The organism is Paenibacillus sp. FSL R5-0701, assembly GCF_037973995.1.
Classification (GTDB): Bacteria; Bacillota; Bacilli; order Paenibacillales; family Paenibacillaceae; genus Paenibacillus.
The window spans coordinates 4,301,762-4,325,004 of the sequence record NZ_CP150230.1 but is presented as its reverse complement, the minus strand read 5'-3'; the positions used below and the strand labels follow the sequence as shown (position 1 = coordinate 4,325,004).

20 protein-coding genes are annotated in these 23,243 nt (G+C 45.9%); 13 read left to right on the top strand and 7 right to left on the bottom strand.

The annotated features are described in order from the left end of the window. Window position 1: 1 nt before the first annotated feature. On the bottom strand, window positions 2-865 hold the full coding sequence (locus MKZ13_RS18965) for a class I SAM-dependent methyltransferase (RefSeq protein WP_017687801.1): 864 nt from the start codon (window positions 863-865) through the stop codon (window positions 2-4). A 227-nt stretch (window positions 866-1,092) separates the two neighbouring features. On the opposite strand from MKZ13_RS18965, the gene MKZ13_RS18960 reads away from it, so the two are divergent. Genes MKZ13_RS18960 through MKZ13_RS18950 form a run of 3 tightly spaced genes read left to right on the top strand, consistent with a single transcriptional unit; the run spans window position 1,093 to window position 2,976 of the window. After that, window positions 1,093-1,545: a flavodoxin gene (locus MKZ13_RS18960; RefSeq protein ID WP_221820413.1), complete on the top strand. Its 453-nt coding sequence runs from the start codon at window positions 1,093-1,095 to the stop codon at window positions 1,543-1,545. 5 nt (window positions 1,546-1,550) lie between these two features. Then, window positions 1,551-2,357 carry a hypothetical protein gene (locus MKZ13_RS18955; RefSeq protein WP_339177375.1) on the top strand — a complete coding sequence of 269 codons (807 nt, stop codon included), beginning with the start codon at window positions 1,551-1,553 and terminating at the stop codon, window positions 2,355-2,357. A 52-nt stretch (window positions 2,358-2,409) separates the two neighbouring features. Beyond that, the gene (locus MKZ13_RS18950; RefSeq protein ID WP_339177373.1) at window positions 2,410-2,976 is read left to right on the top strand and encodes a nitroreductase family protein; all 567 of its coding nucleotides are present in this window, start codon (window positions 2,410-2,412) and stop codon (window positions 2,974-2,976) included. 20 nt (window positions 2,977-2,996) lie between these two features. Here MKZ13_RS18950 and MKZ13_RS18945 read toward each other — a convergent pair whose 3' ends face one another. Further along, window positions 2,997-4,454, bottom strand: coding sequence for a 4-hydroxyphenylacetate 3-hydroxylase N-terminal domain-containing protein (locus tag MKZ13_RS18945; RefSeq protein ID WP_339177370.1), 1,458 nt, complete (start codon window positions 4,452-4,454; stop codon window positions 2,997-2,999). A 202-nt stretch (window positions 4,455-4,656) separates the two neighbouring features. Continuing rightward, window positions 4,657-4,809, bottom strand: coding sequence for a DUF1540 domain-containing protein (locus tag MKZ13_RS18940; RefSeq protein WP_076209985.1), 153 nt, complete (start codon window positions 4,807-4,809; stop codon window positions 4,657-4,659). A 517-nt stretch (window positions 4,810-5,326) separates the two neighbouring features. Here MKZ13_RS18940 and MKZ13_RS18935 point away from each other — a divergent pair. Continuing rightward, window positions 5,327-6,139 carry an ATP-binding protein gene (locus MKZ13_RS18935; RefSeq protein WP_339177368.1) on the top strand — a complete coding sequence of 271 codons (813 nt, stop codon included), beginning with the start codon at window positions 5,327-5,329 and terminating at the stop codon, window positions 6,137-6,139. Between the two features lie 95 nt (window positions 6,140-6,234). Here MKZ13_RS18935 and MKZ13_RS18930 read toward each other — a convergent pair whose 3' ends face one another. Further along, window positions 6,235-7,701 (bottom strand): HAMP domain-containing sensor histidine kinase, encoded by a 1,467-nt coding sequence (locus MKZ13_RS18930; protein WP_339177366.1) that lies wholly within the window; start codon window positions 7,699-7,701, stop codon window positions 6,235-6,237. Next, entirely contained in the window at window positions 7,686-8,372 is a 687-nt protein-coding gene (locus MKZ13_RS18925; RefSeq protein WP_339177363.1) for a response regulator transcription factor, read from the bottom strand. The genes MKZ13_RS18930 and MKZ13_RS18925 overlap by 16 nt, the downstream gene beginning before the upstream one ends. Window positions 8,373-8,564: 192 nt before the next feature. Between MKZ13_RS18925 and MKZ13_RS18920 the strand changes: the two genes are divergently transcribed. The 9 genes from MKZ13_RS18920 (at window position 8,565) to MKZ13_RS18880 (ending at window position 21,452) form a co-directional block, all read left to right on the top strand. Then, window positions 8,565-9,281: a YceI family protein gene (locus tag MKZ13_RS18920; RefSeq protein WP_339177359.1), complete on the top strand. Its 717-nt coding sequence runs from the start codon at window positions 8,565-8,567 to the stop codon at window positions 9,279-9,281. Between the two features lie 257 nt (window positions 9,282-9,538). Beyond that, on the top strand, window positions 9,539-13,918 hold the full coding sequence (locus MKZ13_RS18915) for a glycosyl hydrolase 53 family protein (RefSeq protein ID WP_339177358.1): 4,380 nt from the start codon (window positions 9,539-9,541) through the stop codon (window positions 13,916-13,918). A 273-nt stretch (window positions 13,919-14,191) separates the two neighbouring features. After that, the gene (locus MKZ13_RS18910) at window positions 14,192-15,235 is read left to right on the top strand and encodes an SPFH domain-containing protein (RefSeq protein ID WP_339177356.1); all 1,044 of its coding nucleotides are present in this window, start codon (window positions 14,192-14,194) and stop codon (window positions 15,233-15,235) included. Window positions 15,236-15,306: 71 nt separating this feature from the next. After that, a complete protein-coding gene (locus MKZ13_RS18905) occupies window positions 15,307-16,281 on the top strand; it encodes a sugar kinase (RefSeq protein WP_339185416.1) in 975 nt (324 codons plus the stop codon). An 83-nt stretch (window positions 16,282-16,364) separates the two neighbouring features. Further along, window positions 16,365-17,078: a response regulator transcription factor gene (locus MKZ13_RS18900; protein ID WP_339177353.1), complete on the top strand. Its 714-nt coding sequence runs from the start codon at window positions 16,365-16,367 to the stop codon at window positions 17,076-17,078. Further along, a complete protein-coding gene (locus MKZ13_RS18895; RefSeq protein ID WP_221820425.1) occupies window positions 17,075-18,073 on the top strand; it encodes a sensor histidine kinase in 999 nt (332 codons plus the stop codon). The genes MKZ13_RS18900 and MKZ13_RS18895 overlap by 4 nt, the downstream gene beginning before the upstream one ends. A 189-nt stretch (window positions 18,074-18,262) precedes the next feature. Further along, window positions 18,263-19,033, top strand: a complete 771-nt coding sequence (locus MKZ13_RS18890) for an ABC transporter ATP-binding protein (protein ID WP_221820427.1) — start codon at window positions 18,263-18,265, stop codon at window positions 19,031-19,033. Further along, window positions 19,008-20,966 (top strand): ABC transporter permease, encoded by a 1,959-nt coding sequence (locus tag MKZ13_RS18885; RefSeq protein ID WP_221820429.1) that lies wholly within the window; start codon window positions 19,008-19,010, stop codon window positions 20,964-20,966. Before MKZ13_RS18890 ends, MKZ13_RS18885 begins: the two co-directional genes overlap by 26 nt. Window positions 20,967-21,110: 144 nt before the next feature. Continuing rightward, window positions 21,111-21,452 (top strand): cupin domain-containing protein, encoded by a 342-nt coding sequence (locus tag MKZ13_RS18880; RefSeq protein WP_339177348.1) that lies wholly within the window; start codon window positions 21,111-21,113, stop codon window positions 21,450-21,452. Window positions 21,453-21,675: 223 nt separating this feature from the next. Here MKZ13_RS18880 and MKZ13_RS18875 read toward each other — a convergent pair whose 3' ends face one another. Then, a complete protein-coding gene (locus MKZ13_RS18875; RefSeq protein ID WP_221820562.1) occupies window positions 21,676-21,975 on the bottom strand; it encodes a metal-sulfur cluster assembly factor in 300 nt (99 codons plus the stop codon). A gap of 31 nt (window positions 21,976-22,006) precedes the next feature. After that, entirely contained in the window at window positions 22,007-23,239 is a 1,233-nt protein-coding gene (locus tag MKZ13_RS18870) for a hypothetical protein (RefSeq protein ID WP_221820431.1), read from the bottom strand. Between the last annotated feature and the right edge of the window lie 4 nt (window positions 23,240-23,243).

Below are 23,243 nucleotides of genomic sequence, written 5' to 3'. Positions count from 1 at the left end.
ATTAAGACTCCCAACGGCCCAGAATACCACAAGGCAGATCAAGACCACTACGTGTGATTGGCAGACCAATTTCACCTGCAGTAATGTCACCACCGTACTGAGCAGACATCGTCATGGTCAACATGTTGCGCAGAACCGTAGAGGAAATGCCCGTAGTGTAAGAGTTAACCAGCATGAATAATGGATTATCCGACAAGATCGTCATACATGACTTCAAGAAAGGATATAGGTTCTCTTCCAGTTTCCATGTCTCTCCATTAGGGCCTCGGCCATATGAAGGAGGGTCCATAATAATGGCGTCGTAACGATTTCCGCGACGTTGTTCCCGTTGTACGAATTTGAATACATCATCTGTAATAAAACGAACAGGGCGATCAGCCAGTCCGGATAATTGAACATTTTCCTTGGCCCATTGAACCATGCCTTTAGCTGCATCCACATGCACAACAGAAGCGCCAGCGTAAGCTGCGGCTACCGTTGCTCCACCTGTATAGGCAAACAGGTTCAAGACAGAAATAGGGCGTCCTGCATTGGAGATTTTATCCATCATCCAGCTCCAGTTGGCAGCTTGTTCAGGGAACAGGCCAGTGTGCTTAAAGCTGGTAGGTTTAATGTGGAATTTCAGGTTTTCGTATCCGATCGTCCAACGCTCGGGAATGGGCTTTTTCATATCCCAGTTACCGCCACCGGAAGAGCTACGATGATAGTGACCATGCACCTGACGCCATTCATTGGTTTCTTGCTCAAGGGGCCAGATAATCTGTGGATCGGGTCTGCGTAAAATTACATCTCCCCAACGTTCCAGTTTCTCGCCGCCTCCTGTATCGATTACTTCATAGTCCTTCCAATTCTTAGCTACGTACATAATGATTTATCCATCCTTCAAAAGTCATTTGGATACTATTGTACAACAAAAAAGGGCTTGTACGCCAGTTGGGGGACGGGAGTGTACCATATACTGAAAAACAAAGATAACCAAAAAATTAATTTGACAATGATAATCATTATCACATATGATTTTGTTAATCCAAAATTCATTCTTTCTTCATGAAGAGAATATAACATGATCAAACTAAAGCGAGGGAAAAATAGATGGCTAAATTGTTAGTGGCTTATGCAAGCATGACGGGAAATACAGAAGAAATTGCAGAACTGATTGTGGAAGGAATTACACAGGGAGGTCACGACGCAGATCTGAAATCCGTAACGGATTGTAATGCATCCGATGTATTGGACTATGACGGATTCATGATCGGCGTCTACACTTGGGGAGACGGGGAGTTGCCAGATGAATTCCTTGATTTCTATGAAGAGTTGGATGAGCTTGACTTGAGCGGCAAGAGAGCAGCAGTGTTCGGTAGTGGTGACACGTCTTATGAGCAGTTCTGCGGAGCGGTTGATCTCGCGGCTGCCAAGCTGCAAGAGCGTGGGGCGGAGGTATCTCCAGAGATGTTGAAAATTGAATACAGTCCGCTTGAGCAGGAGAAGGAAACATGCCGTGACTTTGGCAAACGCTTCGCTGCTGCCGGATTACAGGTATCCTAAAGATCATGTTAAGACATAATGTTCAGGCAGCGATACCATTGGGAAGGAATGACCTTCCTGGACGTCTGCTTGAAGATTACAGATTGGAAGAAATGCTGCGCAGCCCACACCGATTCATCCGCCCTGAACCAGTGTCTGAGCAGCGTTCTCCACTGCAATGGAGGCATCGTGTACAATATGCGGTGAGCCACGCGGTCAATGCCTTTTACAGTCTCGACCCCGATGTTCGCAAAGAGGTACCTGTACAGTATTTACTTGAGAAATGGTGGCCCAGAAAGGCGGATGGTTTCGAATCTGTTCTCCATTACTGGGATGTGAAGAACAAGATTACGGATGAATTGTCACTCGCCATTGCAATGAACGATGATCTGAAGCATCCAGCCATTCTTTTTGAACAGTGGAGAACGGAGTTACCTTCATTATCCATGCATTTGTCGATGATATTTCAGGCGGCCTGGCAACCAGAAGGCTGGGATTCGCTGCTTATTCAGAAATATATGGTTGTCCACGATCCAAACGTAGTTGAGGCGTTTCAGCATATGGTCAGTGCATTCTGCTGGGAAGCCTTCGGTAAATTACCGGGTATGATCGAGATATACTGCTTGTTGGAAGGACGCAAAATTAGGTACATCCCTGGACGCCAGTCTCTGATCCGTTCCATGGACTACATTCGCTTGATACGTGACAGCATGCCTCAAGCAGAAGTGTTGGAGTCAGAACAGTTTACGACGCGTGATAAAGCGCGCATCCACGAAGAGGTGGATCGCTGGAAAACGGAAGCCGTTGAACCGAAGAAAACATGGTTGATGTGAAGGCGATTGAAGGATAAAGATATCTCATGCAGATAGAGGAGGGGAAGTTGCCATGTCTACCGGTCTAAGTCAAGATATAAGCAGCGGCAAGAGACGTGCAGGAACTTGCGAATTCAGTCCGTTGCCAGTACCCCAGTCGGTTATACGAAAGTTGCTTGATGAAGCAGATCCTTCATTATATGTGATGAGTTCAGAACCCTGGAGGTTTATGTTGTTTGCAGGCGAAGGACGACAGCTTTATCTGGAAGCGGTCAGACAGAGCTATCCACCCCACCTGGCTGATCGCTACGGCGATTGGGCTACATATCAATACACGGAAGCAATCCCTACCCATCTGGTTGTTGTGGCGCCTAAAAATGCCCGTGAGGATGATCTTCTGCCGGCCAAAGCCTGGAGCAAACGCTTTAGTATTCTGGCTGCGGAACAGGGTTTGAATGCTGTCTGGAAGATCAATGATTATCAACAACATCCTGTGTTTATGAATTTGATGGGTTTGACAAGTGATGAGAAGGTGCTGGGGGTATTCCATATCGGTTACGGAGACCAGCCTGCATTGCGGGATATGGATGCAAGCAGACCAGCCTCTGAACTGATGACGGTCTATGACCATCTGGTATAAAAAAAGATTCATTAGTTCTCTTATTTGCTGGTGTTGAATAGAAAATCACGAACGAGCTGACGATTCGTCTGATCTTTGTTGTAGACGGAGAACAACCGATTGGATACCGTAAGGACATTGCCAAAAAAGAATCGTTCGAATTGGGTCTGTCTGCCCCCAAATGATCCAGCCCCAAGCTCCCAGATCAGGCGGAACAGAGCGTTGCGTTCGTGAGAAGCCATATCGTTCCCTTTCAGATATATATTCAGTGAAGGAGCGATATCGGATTGAAACTCTTCTTCCTGAGGGATCATAATCACCCCGCTCGAACCCAAGAGTTGCAGAATTTCAATCATCTCAGGATAAAGTTTCGGAAAAAGGAGATTGGCTGCCATCAATGGTTTGGGTGCAGGTAACACAAATCCGCGCCCATCTGGGATGGCACCTGCCTCCGCGGCCAAGGCCAATGCTTTTAACGATTCGAGACCTGCGAACACACGCGCGGTTTTCTCGACAACATGTGCTTCCGTATTCAGATCCAGCGTATCCGTGAGAAGCTGAAGTGTACCGAGAACAAATTCCGTCTTGGCAATATAACGACACAATACCTGATGACCTGCGTGAATATGAAAGTTACTACCACTGAAGAGACGCGAGGACATTTCCTCACTTCCTGCAAAAAATATTCGTTCATGCGGAACGAGCACCCGGTCAAAGATGACGATACTGTCCATTTCTTCATATCTGGAACTCAGGGGATAGTTGGTGTGAGATTCGGCTGCGTAGGTATCCCTGCATACCAGACTGATTCCCGGAAGATCATTGGGGACAGCAAAAGAGAAGGCAAATGGATTTTCGTCATCAAATGGGGCGGGAGAAGGTGACGGATAGACAAAAATCTCATCCGATGTGGCAGCTTGTGTAGCCATCATGAATGCTCCGCTAATAATGAGACCTTCCTCGGTGCGATCCACGACCTTTGCGGCAATAGCATCCTCGGTAGCGTCCAGTTGCCCTGAGATTTTGCTGGCATATGGCTGAATGAAGGCATGGGATAACGTGATATCATGATCACGGCAGTACGCATAATAACTTTTGAGATTTTCTGCATACTGGGGAGATAGTTCGTTCAGGAGATCGGCACCTGTGTAAAAGGACATTATGGCTGTATTCATGTAATCGGGTGAGCGACCAAGAAAGCCATGATGCACATTTGCCCAGATATTCATCCCTTCCCGTCGTTTGCGGAGGTCGTCGGCACTGGTTGGAGGCAGGAAGGATATCCCCACAGGTTTGCCGTCTGCCGGGGAGGCATACGTCATCGTTTCTGCAAATTTAGAATCCGATTGCAGATCATACATGTGCATCTGAGTCTCCATTAAACCAGTGAATGCTACATGTTCAGAGCGTTTTCCAGTAATAAGGTTACCTTTGTACCAGCAAGGGACGGACTGTGCATCAATTCGTTCGCGATACTGTGTGCCACTTTTAACAGGCATTGTTATTCACCTCTTGGTTCTAATCGTTCATGGGCATACTGACTTCTTACGTAGTGTACGTAGGTCATCTGTCCAATGTGCATTTAAGAAGTGAGAAGGATTTTTACAGAATAGGGCTTGATAATAATTATCATTCTTGTTACAATAGACAAAGAAAAAAGGAACCGGTAAGGGCTCCTTTAAGTGAATCACATGAAATTACTTATTTTACTTCAAAAGTCTTACAGTCTGTTTCAGCAGACTGACTTGCTTCTTTGTTACTGTGACTCACGATGTAGATCGAGGAAGCGTTACATTTGTTCTCTTGAGCCCAGTGACGACAGGAATTAACTTCACACAATACGTCTTTTGCCATGGATTGTTAACCTCACTTTTAATTTGGATTACAGTCGTTGGTATAAAGATTCCGGAAATAACAAGTTGCCGCTTGCGAAATCTGGAAAAATTTTGATGCTCTCATGAATTTAGAGGGCTTTTTTGCGTTATACACAACGATGCATATTCAGAATAGCAAATTTTCTTGATGCTTGCAACCAAATGCCCCCATCTATGGCAAAATAGTGGACGTGCTGTGTTTATATTTGCAAAAAGAAAGTAGTATGTTATTATTTAATAGTAATAATTACGATTAAAATCTATATAAATTGAACTAAACATTTACACGAAAACAGAGAGGGCAGAAAGAACCTGAAGAAGCGGAGCGTTCGCCTTTATCCCCGGATTTCCCCTCAAGGAAATAACCAAAAAATCTGGGGATAACAGCGATCGGAAGGTTGTTCTGTCATCGAAGTGGTCAGTGTAAATATTCATTAGTTCAACTTAAATAACTTGAATCACGGACTGAAACCATAAATGAAGGAGCATGTGAATACATGAGCAAAATAAATCATATGAATCGGATTCCCCGCGCGAAAGGGATCGATATGGCTGCTTTTTACACGCCAAAAGAGTGTGGGCGAAAAGCCCAGCATATTGTATTTTCCGCAGAAAATGAGCGTATCATTGATGAATTTATCACCATTCTGGGCATGAAAGAGAAGTTCAGGGAGCATGATGTATCAATCCCCAACAAAATGGTCATGTTCGGGCCACCCGGTACTGGTAAAACATTAACGGCATCACATCTGGCTGAGCGCCTTGACCTGCCATTGGTACTTGTGAGATTAGATGCAATCATTCATAGTCATCTTGGGGAGACCGGAAGTAATGTACGCAAGTTATTCGAATATGCACGTATTAATCCCTGTGTACTATTCTTGGATGAATTTGATGCCATAGGTCGAACACGTGAGAGCAATGATGAGGTGAAAGAGATGGCGCGTGTTGTCAATACGTTGTTGCAGTGTCTGGACGAATTCGATGGGGACAGCATTCTGGTGGCTGCAACGAATCTGGAAACCCAACTGGATCACGCCATTTGGCGGCGGTTTGATACCAAGATGACCTACGGTATGCCTGATGATTCGAGTCGCAAATTATATATCAATAAGTTGGTGGGATCATTTGAACAGGAGACTCAGTTGGAAGATTACATATGTGAACGCTTGACTGGGTGCAGTTATGCGGATATAGAGCAGATCGTTTTGAAAGCAAAGCGGAAAGCAATCATTGCCAGTAGTGCACTTCATAAGCAATTGATCTCAGATGCTTACGATGAATACAGACCACGTGTATTAGAGTGTTGATTGCTTCCATTCTGGATAAAGCAACAAGGAACACGTTGAACTAGCCCAGTCTCCTGAATGGAGTTCTGGGCTAGTTGTCATGTTAGCGAGGTGCGTTATACTTTAACGGCTGCTCCGTATGCTTTTTCTGTATTCATGGCTTCTTGTGTAGCAGTCCAGCGTGGCAGGCTTAATCTGAACATGCTGCCTTCCGGGCTGCTGGAGACAAGTGTCAGTTCACCGCCCTGTTCCTGAGCGAGTAGGCGGCTATATGTTAATCCTAGACCCAGACCGCGGTTACGACGTTTTTTGAGTTCTCCACGATAAAACCGTTCGAAGATTTTGGGTTGTTCTTCGGCTGCGATGCCTGTGCCGTGGTCCTTAACATCAACGTACAGCATCTGTTCTTCTACGCGTAGATAAATATCGAAGACAGCCTTTTGTTCAGGAGCTGTGGCATGAAGTGCGTTATTAAGCAAATTGACAATGATCTGCTGAATGCGGAGAGCATCCCCCATGGTAAAAAAGTTAATTGGAGGGGCGTGCAGCTGAACCTCTGGCATTTTGTCCTCATACGCAATCTTCCACTGATAGATGATCTCACCGACCAACAGCTTCAGATCCGTCCGTTCCTTGCGAACGGAAACACTTCCTGCAGCCATGGCATTATAGTCAAGCAGATCTGCGACCATACGCTCCATACGTTCGGATTCTTTCAAAGCGATATCCAAAAATTCTTTACCTTCTTGTGGACTCACCACATCGTCACGTACTGCCATAACGAGCCCTTTGATGGAAGTTACCGGTGTCTTGAGTTCATGACTTACTCCTGCCAGCGATAGTGTACGCCACTCTTCGAGTTGTTGTAGACGTGTAGCCATATCGCGGAATGAATTTACAAGTTCGTTGATCTCACGTTCTCGTGTATTCAAATCAAGACTCACATCATAATTACCACCTCGAATCTGCTCAGCCGCATAGGCGACCTGACGAATCGGTCTGGATAACTTACTGGACAGGAGATAGATTGTAAACCATCCACAGAGGATTAATCCTCCCAGAATTAGAGCAACAAGCCATAGGGTCTCTGGACCAAATGTAATGGATTGTTTGGACTGCATGACCCACACTTTGCCCAAGGTTTGATCGCCTTCGGATATGTTGACCGTTACGCCCGCATATTTGTTGTTTCGCGGTTCACGATAGTCATCTGACAGTCGATAATGCACATCTTTTTGCTCCATTTTAGGCTGGGAAAAAATCAATTGATTGTTGTTGTCCAAGATCATGACACAAAAATAATGATCTGTGTTGAATAGTTTCTCTCGTTTGGTTACCAGTCTGTCCAGATCGGGTGGAACCCGAAGCATATTGTTTTCACTAGTGACTTGATCAGCGATCTCCAGACCAAGCAGTTCTGCGGTTTTTAGGCTTTTTTCAATAGAGGTTGTTCTAATCCAGTAAAGTGCGCCTGCCACAATAATCGTGAAACCAATACACAAAATGAGAAAATATCGCAGTGTCCAGTGTGACAAAATGGATATGGTTCGTTTGGGTTTCTTTGGTTTCAGTTGGCGATCCAAAATTGATACCCCATTCCTCGTAACGTCCGAATTTCTCCCGTCTCTTGCGACCAGTGGGAGAGGGCTTGACGTAGTCGTTTAATCGATAGATCCACAGCACGGTCACTGCCATCATAGTCCATCCCCCATACCTGCTCAATAAGATGATCTCTGGTAAATGTACGATTCGGATAATCGGACAGGAAGAACAGTAACGACAGGTCACGAGGTGTGAGTGCAACCTCTGCACCGTTCAGCAGCACCTGTTTGGCAGCAAGATCAATGACGAGATTTCCAAAGGAACGTTTCTCTTCGCCACCTGAGGTCCAATGTGGATTACGGCGCAACACCGCATTAACTCTGGCGACCACTTCTTCCGGTACAAAAGGTTTGCTCATATAATCGTCAGCACCGGCATTTAGTCCGTTGAGACGGTCTGAAATGTCATCCAGTGCAGTTAGCATGATCACGGGACAAGCACTTTTTTCACGAATAATCCGCAGCAGATCCCATCCGTCCATTCCTGGCAGCATCACATCAAGTAATACAAGGGAAGGCGTTACGGTATCAAAAAGGGTAAGTGCAGTTGGTCCATCTGCTGCATGATGAACTTCAAATTCTGCTTTTCTCAGATAAGCAGCCAGTACTCGTGCAATAGCTTGCTCATCCTCAACGATGAGTATGGATTTCAAGAAAAGCGTTCTCCTTTCGCTTTGTAAACTTGTACTGATTTTACATGAGCTAGAGCGTAAAGCCAATCCTGTATTACGGATTTCAAAAAAATATGGGACTTGTCTTATCTTGACTTCTTCCTGACACATTCAATTGATATGATTCACTCCAAGAAGCAACCTAAACAATCATGTACTGGAGGAAACATAGAGATGAATAAGAAAGCAAAAGCATGGCTTATTACAGGTGTAGCGGCGGTTGCCGTAATCGGTGGCGGTGGTTACTATATCACCAATAGTTACTTGGGGAACAACGTGGAGATTGAACAAGTGCTTCCTGCGAGCACAGCGACATCCACAACAGCTGTAGATAGCACAGGAACGGTTGTGGCCAATGAAACTGCAGGAGCAGAGCAACTGAACGGAGACTGGAGCATCAGCGAAGGTTCCAAAGTATATTTCTCCGTAACCACATCACAGGAGACCGTTAACTTTGTGGACGAGCAGGTAACAGGGAATTGGACAATTAACGTAGACGATGCTTCTCAGATGAAGGCAGAAGGACAGATCGAGATGGACGGAATTGATTCCGGGAATGGACAACGTGATGGTCACGTGAAGCAAGCCGATTTCTTCGACATCGCTACATATCCACAAGCTACATTTACAGCGACTTCATTCGAAGGGGTACCTGCGGAATGGCCTGTCGGTCAAACGGTTGATATCAAAATGAATGGTACCATTACGGTTAAAGGTATTGAAAAAGAAGTAACTTTTGATGCAAAAGCTGCTTATGAGAATAATGCAGTATTGTTGTCGGCGACATCGATGGTAACATTCGAAGATTTCGGAATGGAAAATCCACACTCCGTTGTGCTCTCGACTGAAAATGATATCCAGGTACAGCTTGAATTGAAACTTTCTAAATAAGTGTAACAACGATTATATATCTAAAAATCTGCTCTGTTCTGCCTTACGGTGGACGGGCAGATTTTTTTGTTTCTTTTGCAAAATAATGTGATCGATATAGCTCAAATGTAACTGTCACAGGATCATATTGTTAAAATAACTGCTGTTTCCTTTGGATTATGCCGTGTCGCCTATCGCTATTAAGCGCTTACAATGAGGAGGATTCATAACATTCATTGATCTATGCACAATCAAACACAAAAAGGGGGAGATCAAGAGTGAATAAGAGGTACATAAGCGGGTGTCTGGTATTACTGATGCTATTCTGTGATCTGGGGTTAATGGTTCGTCCAGCGGCTGCAGAAGATGCAAAAGTGAACGTGGCACTTAACAAGGCGGTTACGGTAAGCACAGAATATTTGGAGTGGGGAAGTAACAAAGACCATTTGGTTGATGGTAAAAGTGACACGCATTGGACTGCTACGGCGGGAGTGACAACGGAACAACCACAGTGGGCGATGATTGATCTGGGTGAAGACTACAATCTGTCCGGAGCGGAAATAACGTGGAGAGAAAACACGGTTGTGAAATATATGGTAGAAACCTCTGCTGACCAGCAGGCATGGACCAAAGTTGTTGATCAAAGTGAAAATGCCGATCCTAAACAGATCGCTGATCTGACGTTTGAGCAGAATGATGTGCGATACATCAGACTGAACATCTCCTTTTACAAGGGTGAGGGAGTCTGGCCAGAAATATTGGAGTTCAAAGTGTGGGGAGAAGCAGAAGGAACTGAACCAGCCAATATTATAGGATATGATGAGATCGAAGTAAGAACGGTGACCAGAAGCGCGCCAGTTCTGCCTAATCAGGTAAAAGCATGGTACCAGAATGGAAAATCAGGAATGGTGCTTGTGACATGGGATCATATCGACCCTATGCAATACGCCTCTGCGGGCAATTTTACGGTTACAGGGGTTGTATATGGTGCGCCTCCAGAGCCTCAGCTTAAAGCTAAGGTGATCGTTGAGGGGTATCGTGCAGACTATGTTAGAGGTGTCGATATTTCCACGTTGACTGCCATTGAGGATAAAGGCGGAAAATACGTGGACAGCAACGGTACAGAGCGTGATTTGCTCGATATTCTCAAGGACCGCGGCGTCAATTACGTGCGCATTCGTCTGTGGAATGATCCACAGAAATCAGGGGGATACAACGACAAGGACGATGTCATTCGTTTGGCTGAGCGGGTGAAGCAAAAAGGTATGAAAATCCTGCTGGATTTCCACTACTCGGATGAGTGGGCGCACCCGGGCCAACAGCTTCGTCCCAAAGCTTGGGAAGGTCTCTCCCCCGAAGAGCTGAAGCAGGCCGTATACAACTATACGTATGAAGTTGTGGGAGAAATGAAAGCAAGGGGCGCCATGCCTGATATGGTGCAGATCGGAAATGAGATCAACAGTGGTGTCCTGAACGGCTTGAGCAGCGACGTGGATTTTAAGCAAAATGTTGCATTGCTGAAAAGCGGAATTGATGCTGTACGTGCAGTAGAAGGAGAGATCACCGATAACGCGGATAAGGTGAAGATTATGATCCATCTGGCTGAAGGTGGCAAGGTGGATACGTTCAAATGGTATTTCAGTGAGCTGGAGAAACGCGAACTGAAGTACGATATCATCGGACTTTCGTATTACCCGTTCTGGCATGGGACGTTTGCAGATGTACAGAAAACGATGAATGAAGTGTCAGCCGAGTTTGGCAAAGATGTCATTATCGCTGAAACGTCCTATCCGTTTTCCTACAAAAACGGGGACGCTCATGGAAACATCATCGGATCGGACGAAGCGCTTCATGTTGGGGGAGCAACATTCCCTGCAACGGTACAGGGGCAATATGATGCTATTGCTGGCATTATGGATATGATTGCTGGCGTGCCGGAAAACCGCGGAGCAGGCTTCTTCTATTGGGAGCCCGCGTGGATTGCCGCCAATGTAGGCTGGATTGATTCCGAGGGAGATGCATGGGAAAATCATGCCATGTTCGACTATGATGAATTTCCGGGGAATGGTGGATACTCCTACGAAGGACGAGCCTTGCCATCACTGGATGTGTACAAACGTGGATTGGGTCTTCTGCCCGCAGACCGCCAGCAACTTGATGCGGCACTTACACGAGCCGAATCATTGGTACAGACTGATTTTACTCCGGAAAGCTGGGTGACTCTGGCTCCGGCAATCTCGACAGCGAATGATGTATACGAACAGGCATACACGCCGGGCGGGGTGACTCAAGCAAATACAGATGCAGCGACAGCAGCATTGGAACGTGTGATGCAGCAAATGCAGGTTATCGCCCCGCAGCTTGACGAGCTCAGAGCCAAAATAGCGGAAGCGCGTACGTATCAGCAGACTGACTGGTCTGCGGCCACTTGGGCGGTATTGACCAAAGCGCTGGAAGGCGCTGAGCAGGTCTTGAATGATCCAAGAGCAACACAGACGGATGCGAATACAGCGGTTAAACGTTTGCATGATGCCATTCAAGGTCTATCCAATGTGGACAAAACACAACTGCACCAGTACATTCAACAAATGCAGCAGCAGACTAAATCTTCCTATACACGCCGGAGTTGGTCTGTATTGGGACAGTCTTTGCAGGCAGCGATCCAGGTCCGAGATAACAATGCTGTTGTCCAGTCTGAGGTGAATTCAGCACTGATTACGTTGAAACAAGCCTTTACTAATCTGGTCTCTCTCGAGGCTTTAACAACGGGAAAAACGGCAACGGCTTCAAGCAGTGCCGGGACAGGAGGTAATCAAGCCAACTCTCCTGAAGGTGCAATTGACAACAATCCGAACACTTCATGGGGAACAGACCAAAGTAAGGATAGCTGGTGGCAAGTGGATTTGGGTCAGGTTGCTAACCTCCGCAAAATCGAAATGTCGATGTGGAGTGGCGGCATCAAATATACGATCGAAGTGTCCAACGATAACAAAAATTTTGTGAAAGTAGTGGACACCACAAGTGATGTTGTTGTATCGACCGCACCTAGCCATGTACTTCCAGAAGGCACGGAGGGACGTTATATTCGGGTAACGATTAAAACAGGTCCCACCTGGGTAGGATTCATGGAATTTGAAGCATACGGTACGTTCCCGGCGGACAAATCTGCACTGCAAGCTACTGTGGATACCGCTGAGAAATTAAAGCAAACCGAATACACAACTTCAACCTGGAATGTATTTAGTAAGGCGCTTTCTGAAGCGAAGGCATTCATTCTGGATGTTGAATCTTCAACGCAAGATGTGAGCAATGCGGATCGTGCGTTACAAGATGCTGTGAGTAAGCTTGTACGTCAAGATGGTACACCTGGCCCTGGCCATCCATCAGAACCAAGTGTACCTTCACAACCTTCCAACCCGGGAACAGCTCCTTCAACGGGGAATCCGGCTGTAACACCACCGGTTGAACCTGGTAATCCACCAGCGAAGGGTTCAATAACGGTGAAAGGAACAGCAACCGGGGATGACAAGTATTCGATTCGTCCAGATGTAACTCAATTAACTCAGGCACTTCAATCCATGGATGCAGGAAATCGAACGTTGAAACTGATTGCAGATGTGCCTGACACAGCCAAGACAGTCACATTCCAATTGGCTGCAAGTCAACTGGCGGCGTGGATTCGTTCCGAGGAAGTTAAATCACTGGATGTAGTTGTAGGACAGACTACCGTTCGTGTTCCTCTAAAATCACTCTCGCTAACCATTGCGGAGACTGCGGGAACGTTCGACATCATAGTGGCAACAGGATCGACAGGTACACTGACTACATCTCAAAAAGCAGCGATCGGTAATCATGCAATTGTTGATGTGAATTTGTTAATGAACAATAAGCCATTGCAATGGACAAACAGAGCGGTTGAAGTTGCCCTATCCAATGTAGAGCAGCCTAAGAAGAATGATGTAGTTATGGTTGTACATTCCATATCTTCAAATGGGGAAATGCAACCTGTTACGTATTCCAAGTACGATGACAAGACGAAGACGATGGCGTTTAAACCGCTGGAATCCGGCAGTTATGTCATTACGGAAGTTGAAGTACCATTACATGATCTGCTAAATCACAATTGGGCTCTCCAAGAAGTGCAGAACCTATACGGTAAGGGAATTATTACGGGGATGAGTGCAACTCGTTTTGCCCCACAAGGTGAATTGACCAGAGCACAATTTTTGCAAATGATTATTAAAGGTATTGGTGATACACGTAAGCCGGATTCATCTATTTCGATCCCAACAGATGTGAAGGATGGGCAGTGGTATGCCGATTCAGTACGACTTGGAATTGAAATGAACATTATTCAAGGCCGAGCAGATGGAAGCTTTGGAGCCAATGAACGTATTTCACGAGAAGATATGGCCGTTATGCTGAATCGAGTGCTGCAGGTTGTGCAACATGATCAGGATGCGACCAATGCTGCACAAGGAAATACGGTGTTTGTAGACAACGCTGAGATCGCTGGGTATGCGAAAGAAGCTGTAGCCTCGATGCAACAACTTGGACTGTTAAACGGCATGCCTGATGGCACGTTTGCTCCGAAAGAAACGGCGAACCGTGCACAAGGGGCTGTTGCAGTCGCCAGACTGATGGAACAACTGTATTAGAGGTAGTTCAAAAAGCTCGCTTTTGATTATGAAGGATGATGCTTGGTGGCATTATCAACACTCATGAATAGAAAATAACAAAGCAGGTAAAGAGATCGGATCATATGATCCGGTCTCTTTATTTTTTGCGGAAAAAAAATGAGGTTCAGACTTCATCCCTTTCTCTAAATAGACATATAAACATTTTGTTAATGTCGTATTGACAATATTGAATTCGTTTGTTATCATTTCGATAATATCAAAACGACAATATTAAGAAATGAGGAATGAGCCATGTTTGGATTCCGATTTGTGAAATTTCAACCCAGTGAGTATGTCATGAAGGTGAAAAATGGTAAGGTACAGCGTCAAGGTGTGGGATTGTCCTTCTATTATTATGAGCCGACCACATCGGTAGTGGTTCTACCCGTGTCCTCGGTGGATGTACCGTTCATGTTCGAAGAGATTACAGGGGACTATCAGACGGTTACTGTGCAAGGGCAACTAAGCTATCGCATTGTGGATTACCTGAAAATAACCCAGAGCCTGAATTACACGTACAATTTGCGCAAGAATCGGTATATCTCCGACGATCCCGGCAAGCTGGATCAACGGGTGATCACCACAGCCAAAGTACTGACCAAGAAACATTTGGAACAAATGCCGCTGAAAGAAGCTATTCAATCCAGTGAACGTCTGGCAAGCAGCATGAAACGCGAAGTTGTGCAAAGTGAAGAGTTGGAGAAACTGGGCGTTGAGTTGATGAGTCTATCGATACTGGCCATCCTGCCTAATAAAGAGACGATGCGTGCATTGGAAGCACAAGCGCGGGAAGAGATTTTGCGTCAGGCAGACGAAGCACTCTATGTCCGTCGCAATGCATCCATTGAACAGGAAAGACGAGTGAAAGAGAACGAACTGAACACCGAAATTGCCATAGAGACAAAGAAACAGCAGATTCGTGAGACCCAATTGCAGGCAGAACGCTCGGTGAAACAGAAACAAAATGAGATGGAGCAGGAGCAGCTTCAGTTCAATACAGCGATGGAGGAACGCAAGCAGCAACTGATTGAGTTAACCATTGCTAATCACAATGCCGAAGCGGATGCCAAAGCCTATGAGATTGCTGCGGTAATGAATTCATTGCAAAATGTACAGCCGAATGTACTGCAAGCAATGGCGAATATGGGCATGAATTCTGATAAGCTGATCGCACTCGCGTTCCAGGAACTGGCTGAAAATGCAGGCAAGATCGGACAGCTTAATATCTCGCCGGATCTGTTGCAGGGATTGATGTCTCCTGCGCAGGGCAGAGATCAGGGAGGTCGAGCGAGATGAGATTAGGAAGAAGAGAACAAGCTGAACAGGCAGAAAAATCAGTACGTCAGCAGGCTGCAGCGGACGATCGAATGACCGAACACAAGCTGATTCTGGTGAAGCGCCGGACCCGACTGGAGGAACTGGTGGTTCGATACAACACGGTGCAGCAAGCTCAGTTCTATATTGAACGTCTGGGCGCAGATTTCAGTGATTATATGGAGGAAGACCGTCGTTATCGGCTATCTGTGCAGCAGGCACAACAGCAACTGGGTCAATTGGGGCGCGTTCAGACGATTGATCGGGAACATGTGCCCAATTTTATCTTTGGAGAGCAGGATATCGTGGTCGTGGTTGGACAGGATGGGCTTGTAGCCAACACCCTCAAATACGTAACCGAGCAGCCGCTCATCGGTGTGAACCCGGACCCGATGCGGTGGGATGGCGTGTTATTACCTTTTACCGTGGAAGATCTGAGCTTCATTGTTCCTGATGTCATTCGAAAGCAACGAACATTAAAAGAAGTCACTCTCGCCAAAGTGGAACTCAATGATGGACAGTATCTATATGGTGTCAATGATCTGTTCATTGGTCGGAAGACACATGTGTCGGCGCGTTATGAAGTGCGTTTGGGTACATCGACAGAACAACAATCCTCCAGTGGCATCATTGTATCCACTGGCATGGGATCGACAGGCTGGTTCAAAAGTGTGCTGGCGGGAGCCACGGGCATTGTTGGATCGGCGGCATGGCAGAACATGAATTCCGAAGCGGAGATCGCTACAACATCGGCATCCATTCATGGAAGCAGGCAAGATCTGAATCATTTTAACTGGGATGCGCCTTATTTATATTTTTCAGTACGTGAACCGTTCCCGAGCCGGACGACTGCGGCCAATCTGGTGTTTGGACAGATTCATTCGAAGCAACCACTGCACATTGTATCCCAGATGCCAGAGGATGGTGTTATTTTCAGCGATGGGGTCGAGCAGGACTTTCTTGAGTTTAATTCAGGAGTGGAAGCTATCATTGGTTTGGCAGAGAAGAGAGGGCGTCTCGTGGTCTAAAGCTTTATTTTCAAGCCGTTTCCAACTAAAATGGGTAACTAGATGTGATACATTGACGTCAGGAAACGGAAAGAGGGTTAACGATGCAATCGATATTGTTGGTTGAAGATGATGCCAAGCTTGCAGGATTGCTGGCGGCTTATCTGACCCGAAATGGATTTCAGGTACAAGTCACCGGTGATTTTCGTCATGTACTGGATGAATTTGTGGAAATGAATCCGGACCTTGTGCTGATGGATGTGAATTTGCCTCAATATGATGGATACTACTGGTGCAGGCAGATACGCACACATTCCATATGTCCCATTTTATTCATATCGGCTCGTGATAGCGGTATGGATCAGATTATGGCGTTGGAACATGGAGCGGATGATTATATTACGAAACCTTTTCAATATGAAGTCGTTCTTGCCAAAGTACGAAGTCAGCTGCGCCGAGCCTATGGTTCTTACGCTGCTGTTCAGCAGGAAGTAACAGTGAAGAATGGTCCCATGATCCTCTATCCTGAGCGATATGTACTGGAGTATGAGGAACGTTCAACAGAGCTGACACAGAAGGAAGCGATACTGGTGGAAGCACTGATGGCAAAGGCGGGTCGAGTTGTCAGCCGGGAAAAATTGCTGGAACAGATGTGGGAGGATCAGCATTTTATCGATGATAATACGTTGAATGTCTATATTACACGTGTTCGCCGGAAGTTGAAGGAGCTGGGTGCAGAAGAGATTTTGGAGACGGTTCGCGGAGCGGGTTATCGTGTGTTGGAACTGGATTCATCCGCACAGGGGAAAGGAAAATGAGACTTTTCCTGAAAGACCACCTGATGTTAGTCGGATTTTATGTGTTACAGATGCTGCTGGTTCCGTGTGTCTACTGGCTCTCTGGTGAGGGCCGTCCGATGAAGATTGTCCTTTATGGCATGCTGATCAGTATCGTGGTATTGATGGTTTATCTGGTCACTCGTTACTTCCAGTTGCGAGCATATTACCGTCTACTTCAACAACCACGCAAACTGGTAAACGAGCCTTTTCAAACGCTTGGAAATTCGGTCGTGGCGGAGGCCATCCAGGAATTGTTACATGAACTGGAGCGTAATCGGCAGAACGAGATGGGTCAGTTACGTACTAGCAAGGAACAGCAGGTGGTATTCATGAATCGCTGGGTTCATCAGATGAAGACCCCGTTGTCCATCATCCAACTGACCTTGGAAGATGTGGACGATGAGACGGCTGGCAGTATTCAGGATGAGCTGGATAAGCTGCGCAAAGGACTTGAAATGGTCTTGCATTCATCAAGGCTTGAACAGTTTGAAGGGGATTTTCGTGTGGAGCTGTTGTCTTTGCAAGAAGTGCTTCGGAGTAGCATTGCTGAGAACCGACGTTTGTTTATTCGCAGAGGCATTACGCCGGATATTCGTATGGAGGACGACCTTCAGATATATAGTGACTCCAAGTGGCTGCGGTTCATGTTCACCCAGATTCTGACCAATGCCGTGAACTATTCCGATAGCAAATCTGGCAAAAAAGTGATCATTACAGGCTATAAGCAGGAAGAACGTACAATCCTGGACATTCAGGATGAGGGAATTGGCATCTCGTCCGAAGATATTCATCGCGTGTTCAATCCCTATTTTACAGGCGAACGGGGCAGACAATACCATGAATCTACGGGAATGGGATTATATCTGGTTCGTGAGATCAGTGCCCGCCTGGATAACCGTGTCGAGTTGTTTTCGGAGCCAAATGAGGGAACGTTGGTTAGATTCAGCTGGATTCATTCGAAATATCCGAAGTGAAAAGTGCTTTGCCCATGGGCGAGGTGCTTTTTTTAATGCACAGAATTGTGATAGAGGAGGTAGGGGAACAAAACCTTAAACGGGCTGTAAGAGAAGTTTAAGGTAATTCGATAGCACCGTTAGGGGAGGTCGGTTAGGATAAGAATAGAATTAACGTATAAAGAATGATGGATCAGGAGGGAATTACGAATGGAAATGTTACAGGTATCGGGACTGAACAAAGTATATCAGGGCAAAGTGCAGACTCGGGCCCTTAGTGATATTCATCTGACAATCAAGCAAGGTGAGTTTGTGGGTATTATGGGCCCGTCGGGTAGTGGCAAAACCACATTGTTAAACATGGTCTCCACCATTGATGAACCCAGCTCAGGCAAGGTGCTGATTAATGGCATGAACCCGTTTGATATGAAAAAGAAAGAACTTGCCATGTTCCGACGTCGGGAACTCGGATTTGTCTTTCAGGATTTCAATCTGCTGGACACGCTGACTGTTGCTGAGAATATTGTGCTTCCATTGACACTGGACAAGGTCAAACTGAAGGAGATGGAGAGCAGACTTCATCGCATTACAGCGAAGCTCGGGATTGATCATATTCTGGATAAACGAGTCTACGAAATTTCGGGCGGACAGCGACAACGGACAGCCATTGCGAGATCCATGATCAATATGCCTTCGATTGTTTTGGCGGATGAACCCACCGGTGCCCTGGATTCTACGTCATCCCAAGCGGTCATGGAGTCACTTGAACAGATTAACCAGCAGGAGAAAACAACCATTATGTTGGTTACACATGACCCGCTTGCTGCAAGTTATTGCAACCGCATCGTGTTTATCAAGGATGGAAAACTGGCAGCCGAGGTACACCGCGGAGATAATCGACAGACGTTTTTCCAGCGGATCATTGATACTTTATCCTTCTGGGGAGGGAATTCACATGAGCTTTCCTCAGTTCGCGTTTAATAACATTCGCCGGAATGGGCGAGCGTATATTGCTTTTTTTCTTAGTAGTGTGTTTATGGTCATGATTTTCTTCGCGTATGCGGTATTTATCTATCATCCATATGTGGCAGAGTTGCCAATGGGTGACACAACCGCTACGGGGATGCAGATCGCTTCGGTTATTGTGTATGTGTTTGCATTTTTCTTTGTTATGTATTCCATCAGTGCTTTTCTCAAATCACGGAACAAAGAGTTTGGCATTCTGACCATACTTGGTGCGGAGCCTAGGCAGATTCGGAGATTGGTCATTCTGGAGAACATGTTGATCGGCTGCCTGTCCATTATTGCCGGGATCGGCGGAGGTATGTTGTTGTCCAAGCTGTTCCTGATGTTAACTACTCGTTTTATCGGGATGGATGATCTGCCCTTTTATTTTCCGGTGAAAGCGATTCTGATTACGATCGGGGCCTTTCTGTTATTATTTTTCTGCATATCACTCTTCACATTGGTTTTTATCGGGAACAAACGAACGTTAGAACTTTTGACGGGAACCAGCAAGCCTAAAAAAGAGCCCAAAGCTTCATGGTTCTTCTCACTTCTGGGTTTTGCATTACTAACAGTAGGTTTTGTGGTACTCCGCAGCGAGTTAAATGGCGGAACAATCATGATTGCAGCTGTAACAGGGATAGCGGGAACGTATTTTTTCTACTCTCAACTGTCTGTCATGATCATTCGCTTATTGAAACGTAATCGTAAAACCGTATGGCAGGGTACACGTCTGTTATGGATCTCAGAGATGAGTTATAAAATGAAGGATAATGCACGCATGCTCTTTATGGTGACCGTGGTGATTGCGATTGCTTCAATGAGTGCAGTTGTAATTTTGTCACTGGATCAGGAGAACCGGGAACAGTTTACGAACAACGATTTTCCAATTCAATACAACGTCTTCAGACCAGCGGAGCAATTGGATATGAGCGCTATTGATTCGAAACTTGAAGCCGCAGGCTTGGATTATCAACAGATATATCTGGAATATCTGTGGTCCTCTGCAGATCAGAGTGCTGTCTCGGTTATGCCGCTTAGTCACTACAACCAATACAATCGGACACAAGGGAGAAAGATGTTCCAATTGGATACCGGATCCGTTTTATTTGTGGATACCCGCAATGAGAAGGATCAGGGTCAGATCGAGCGCAACAGATTTCGTAATTATGCGAAGGGAGACAAGTTGACGTTGAATCTGAACGATAGCCCTCTGGAAGCCCGGGTTACGGATACAGATATCGATCCACGGTTTGGAACCCTACTCTATGCTACAGGTGTAGTTGTTCTCCCGGATGAGAAGTATGAAGAGATTGCCCAACAGATCAAAGAGAATATGATATCAGGAAAATATCTGTATCAGATCCCTGCATGGGGCCATGCTGTACCTGACCGCCACTCCTCGGAAGCCATGGTTAGCGATCAGCTTCTATTCTCCGTAAATTCCATTGGAAGCAGCAACGCTTCAACGGATAACAACTCTGGATATCTGACTACACGATATGGAGATTTTGAGAGATACAGACAGGGTACAGCACTCTTTACCTTTCTGGGTATATTTATCGGATTAATCTTCTCGATATCTTCCGCAAGCTTTCTGTATTTCAGACTGCATACCGATCTTGAAGCAGATGGAAGGATGGTGCATTCTCTTTCGAAAATGGGCCTCAGTTTCCAGGAGATGAAACGATCATCCACCGTTCAGATTGCCATTCTGTTCTTTTTACCGATTGGGGTAGCTATCATTGAAACGTTGGTAGTGGTTAAACCATTCCTGACTGAGTTTGGTATTACCAATTATACGATGCCGGTGTTGACTGTTTTTGGTGCCTTTGTACTTGCACAGACGTTTTATTTCATCGTCATACGTTCCAGATATATCGCTTCTCTGCGCAAAATGATGGTGTAACTATCTTAAAAACAAACGATCATAAGGGACCGACTATGATTTGTTCATTTGCCCGTATTTCTTGATTCAGATCAAGGAAATGCGGGCTTTCTTGCGATAAGATGAATGTATTCACAGATTACATTATCGAGGAGGACGATTAGGATGAGTATCACGTCATTGCAAGAAGTCAAAGCATTCAGTGAGGAGCGTTTTACTAAACGAGTTTTATTCCAACAGGGTGGTGGAGTGACCTTTGTACTTCATTTTCTGCCAGGTCAGCAGCTTCCCGTTCATAAACATCCAGGCACAGACGTTATTTTGCTGGTGGTCGAAGGCACAGGCACACTTATGCTGGATGGAAAAGAACAAGAAGTGAAACAAGAGGATGTAATTCATTGCGGCGGTGAAGTGGAGTTTGCATTCCATAATACAGGAGCTCAGGAGGTTCGTTTGTTCGTGGTGTTAAACAAAGTGTCAGCAGCATCCTATGCAAAGGACATCTAACATCGAATATCAAGGAAGCGATACAACGATTCACTGATCGGAACTAATATAAGGGGAACTCTATTCTGGAGTTTCCTTATTTATTTTTATTCAAGAATATCTTAATCAAGTGTTTCCCATCGCAAAATAAAAAGCATACTTGAGTCTGAGAACATCAGATTTAAGTACGCTTCTTCGTATTCCGCCAGCAACTTGTTCATTATCCGGTCTATAGTCATTCTGCCTAGAAGTATCCCAGCAATTCCTTGGCTTCATTCGACATCATCTGTGGAGACCATTGTGGCTCCCACACCACTTGAACGTCAATATCAGTCTTATTCGTATTTTCCTGTAAAACCCATTTCACCGCACCAACGATGGTATCGTGCAGCGGACAACCTGGTGTAGTTAGCGTCATCCGTACATGTACTCGTTCAGCTTCTTCCTTTACTTCATACACCAGACCAAGGTCAACGATATTGACACCTAATTCAGGGTCATATACTTCCTTGAGACATTCCAGTAAATGCGTTGTTTGTTCCATCATGTTCACCCTCCAATCTACCTTTTTAACATTAACGTCTGAATACCAAAGCAATATTCGCTATATAAACGATGGAAACCAGAGATAAGGCTGTTCCTCCAACCATCATAACCTCTGCCAGATTAATCAGAATTCCACTGACTAGCAGAAGGCTTCCAGCCACCATGGCGATCATCCCCCAATTGACGTTCCGTTCACTCAGCATACCAGCCATTAGCGGTGTTCCGGGTCTGCCTGCCTGCTTGCCGTATTTGTGGGTCCACCAGAGAAAAGGCACGATTTTGGAGGCATATCCGAGTATGGTGAGGGACACCCAGCCCCCGAGATATACCCATCCAGACAGAAGAACAACCCTTGGATGGAGCAGCAGTTCGGTTCCTTGCGCCGAATAGATCAGTAGGGCGACAGCATATGCGGCAAAGGCACGGCTTACATACACAGACCAGCGAATACCCGGCCCGGGGTTGCTTTTGTGACGTTTCTCCTGAATTTGCTCCAAGTGATACACATAGAAGAGTAGGGCTGCGGTTAGGAGCAAGAGCGCGAACCAGAGCAAACCTCCCTTAAGCCCAGTCAGAAATGCGACAACGCCTGTAATTACAGCTGCATTCCACAGAACCAGGACCACTTTCTGTAATCGAAGGGAGTAATCGTGGGACAGGTAGAACATGGGCAGCATTTTGTAACTGAATCCGGTAATTAACATGCCAAACCAGCCGAGTGTTCCCATCCAGATATGTGCGCCGAACAAGCGTTCATGCATACCATTCCAATCACCAAAGGCAAAATTCAGACCCATCAGCATACCGGATAGCCCGGTAAGAACCAGATAAAGACACGAACATGCTGCACTAATCGTTACCGGATTCCATTGTGAGGCACGTAAGAGGGTAACAGCCATATTCCATCCGAACAACAGGATGCCAGAGAGCGCGAGTGTCGCAGAACCGGAAATCCAGATGACATCTGCACAAATGAAGCCGTATAACATGCCTACGATTCCGATACTGAACAAGACATAATGACAATAACCGAGAACCAGACTGTAGATATTGGATTGCAAAATAACATGTATCAACTGATAAACGGCACCCATTGCGAGCATGGTTGCCCACCCGAGCACAAACAGATGAGCATGAAACCAGCCTTCGGGTCCTCTGAGTTCATCACCAAGCCAGCCTGTCAGCGAGAGCAGAGAGAAGGCGTGATACATTACAAATCCAAAGATGCCCGTGATGATGAAAAGAAACGGCAACCTGGACATGGCT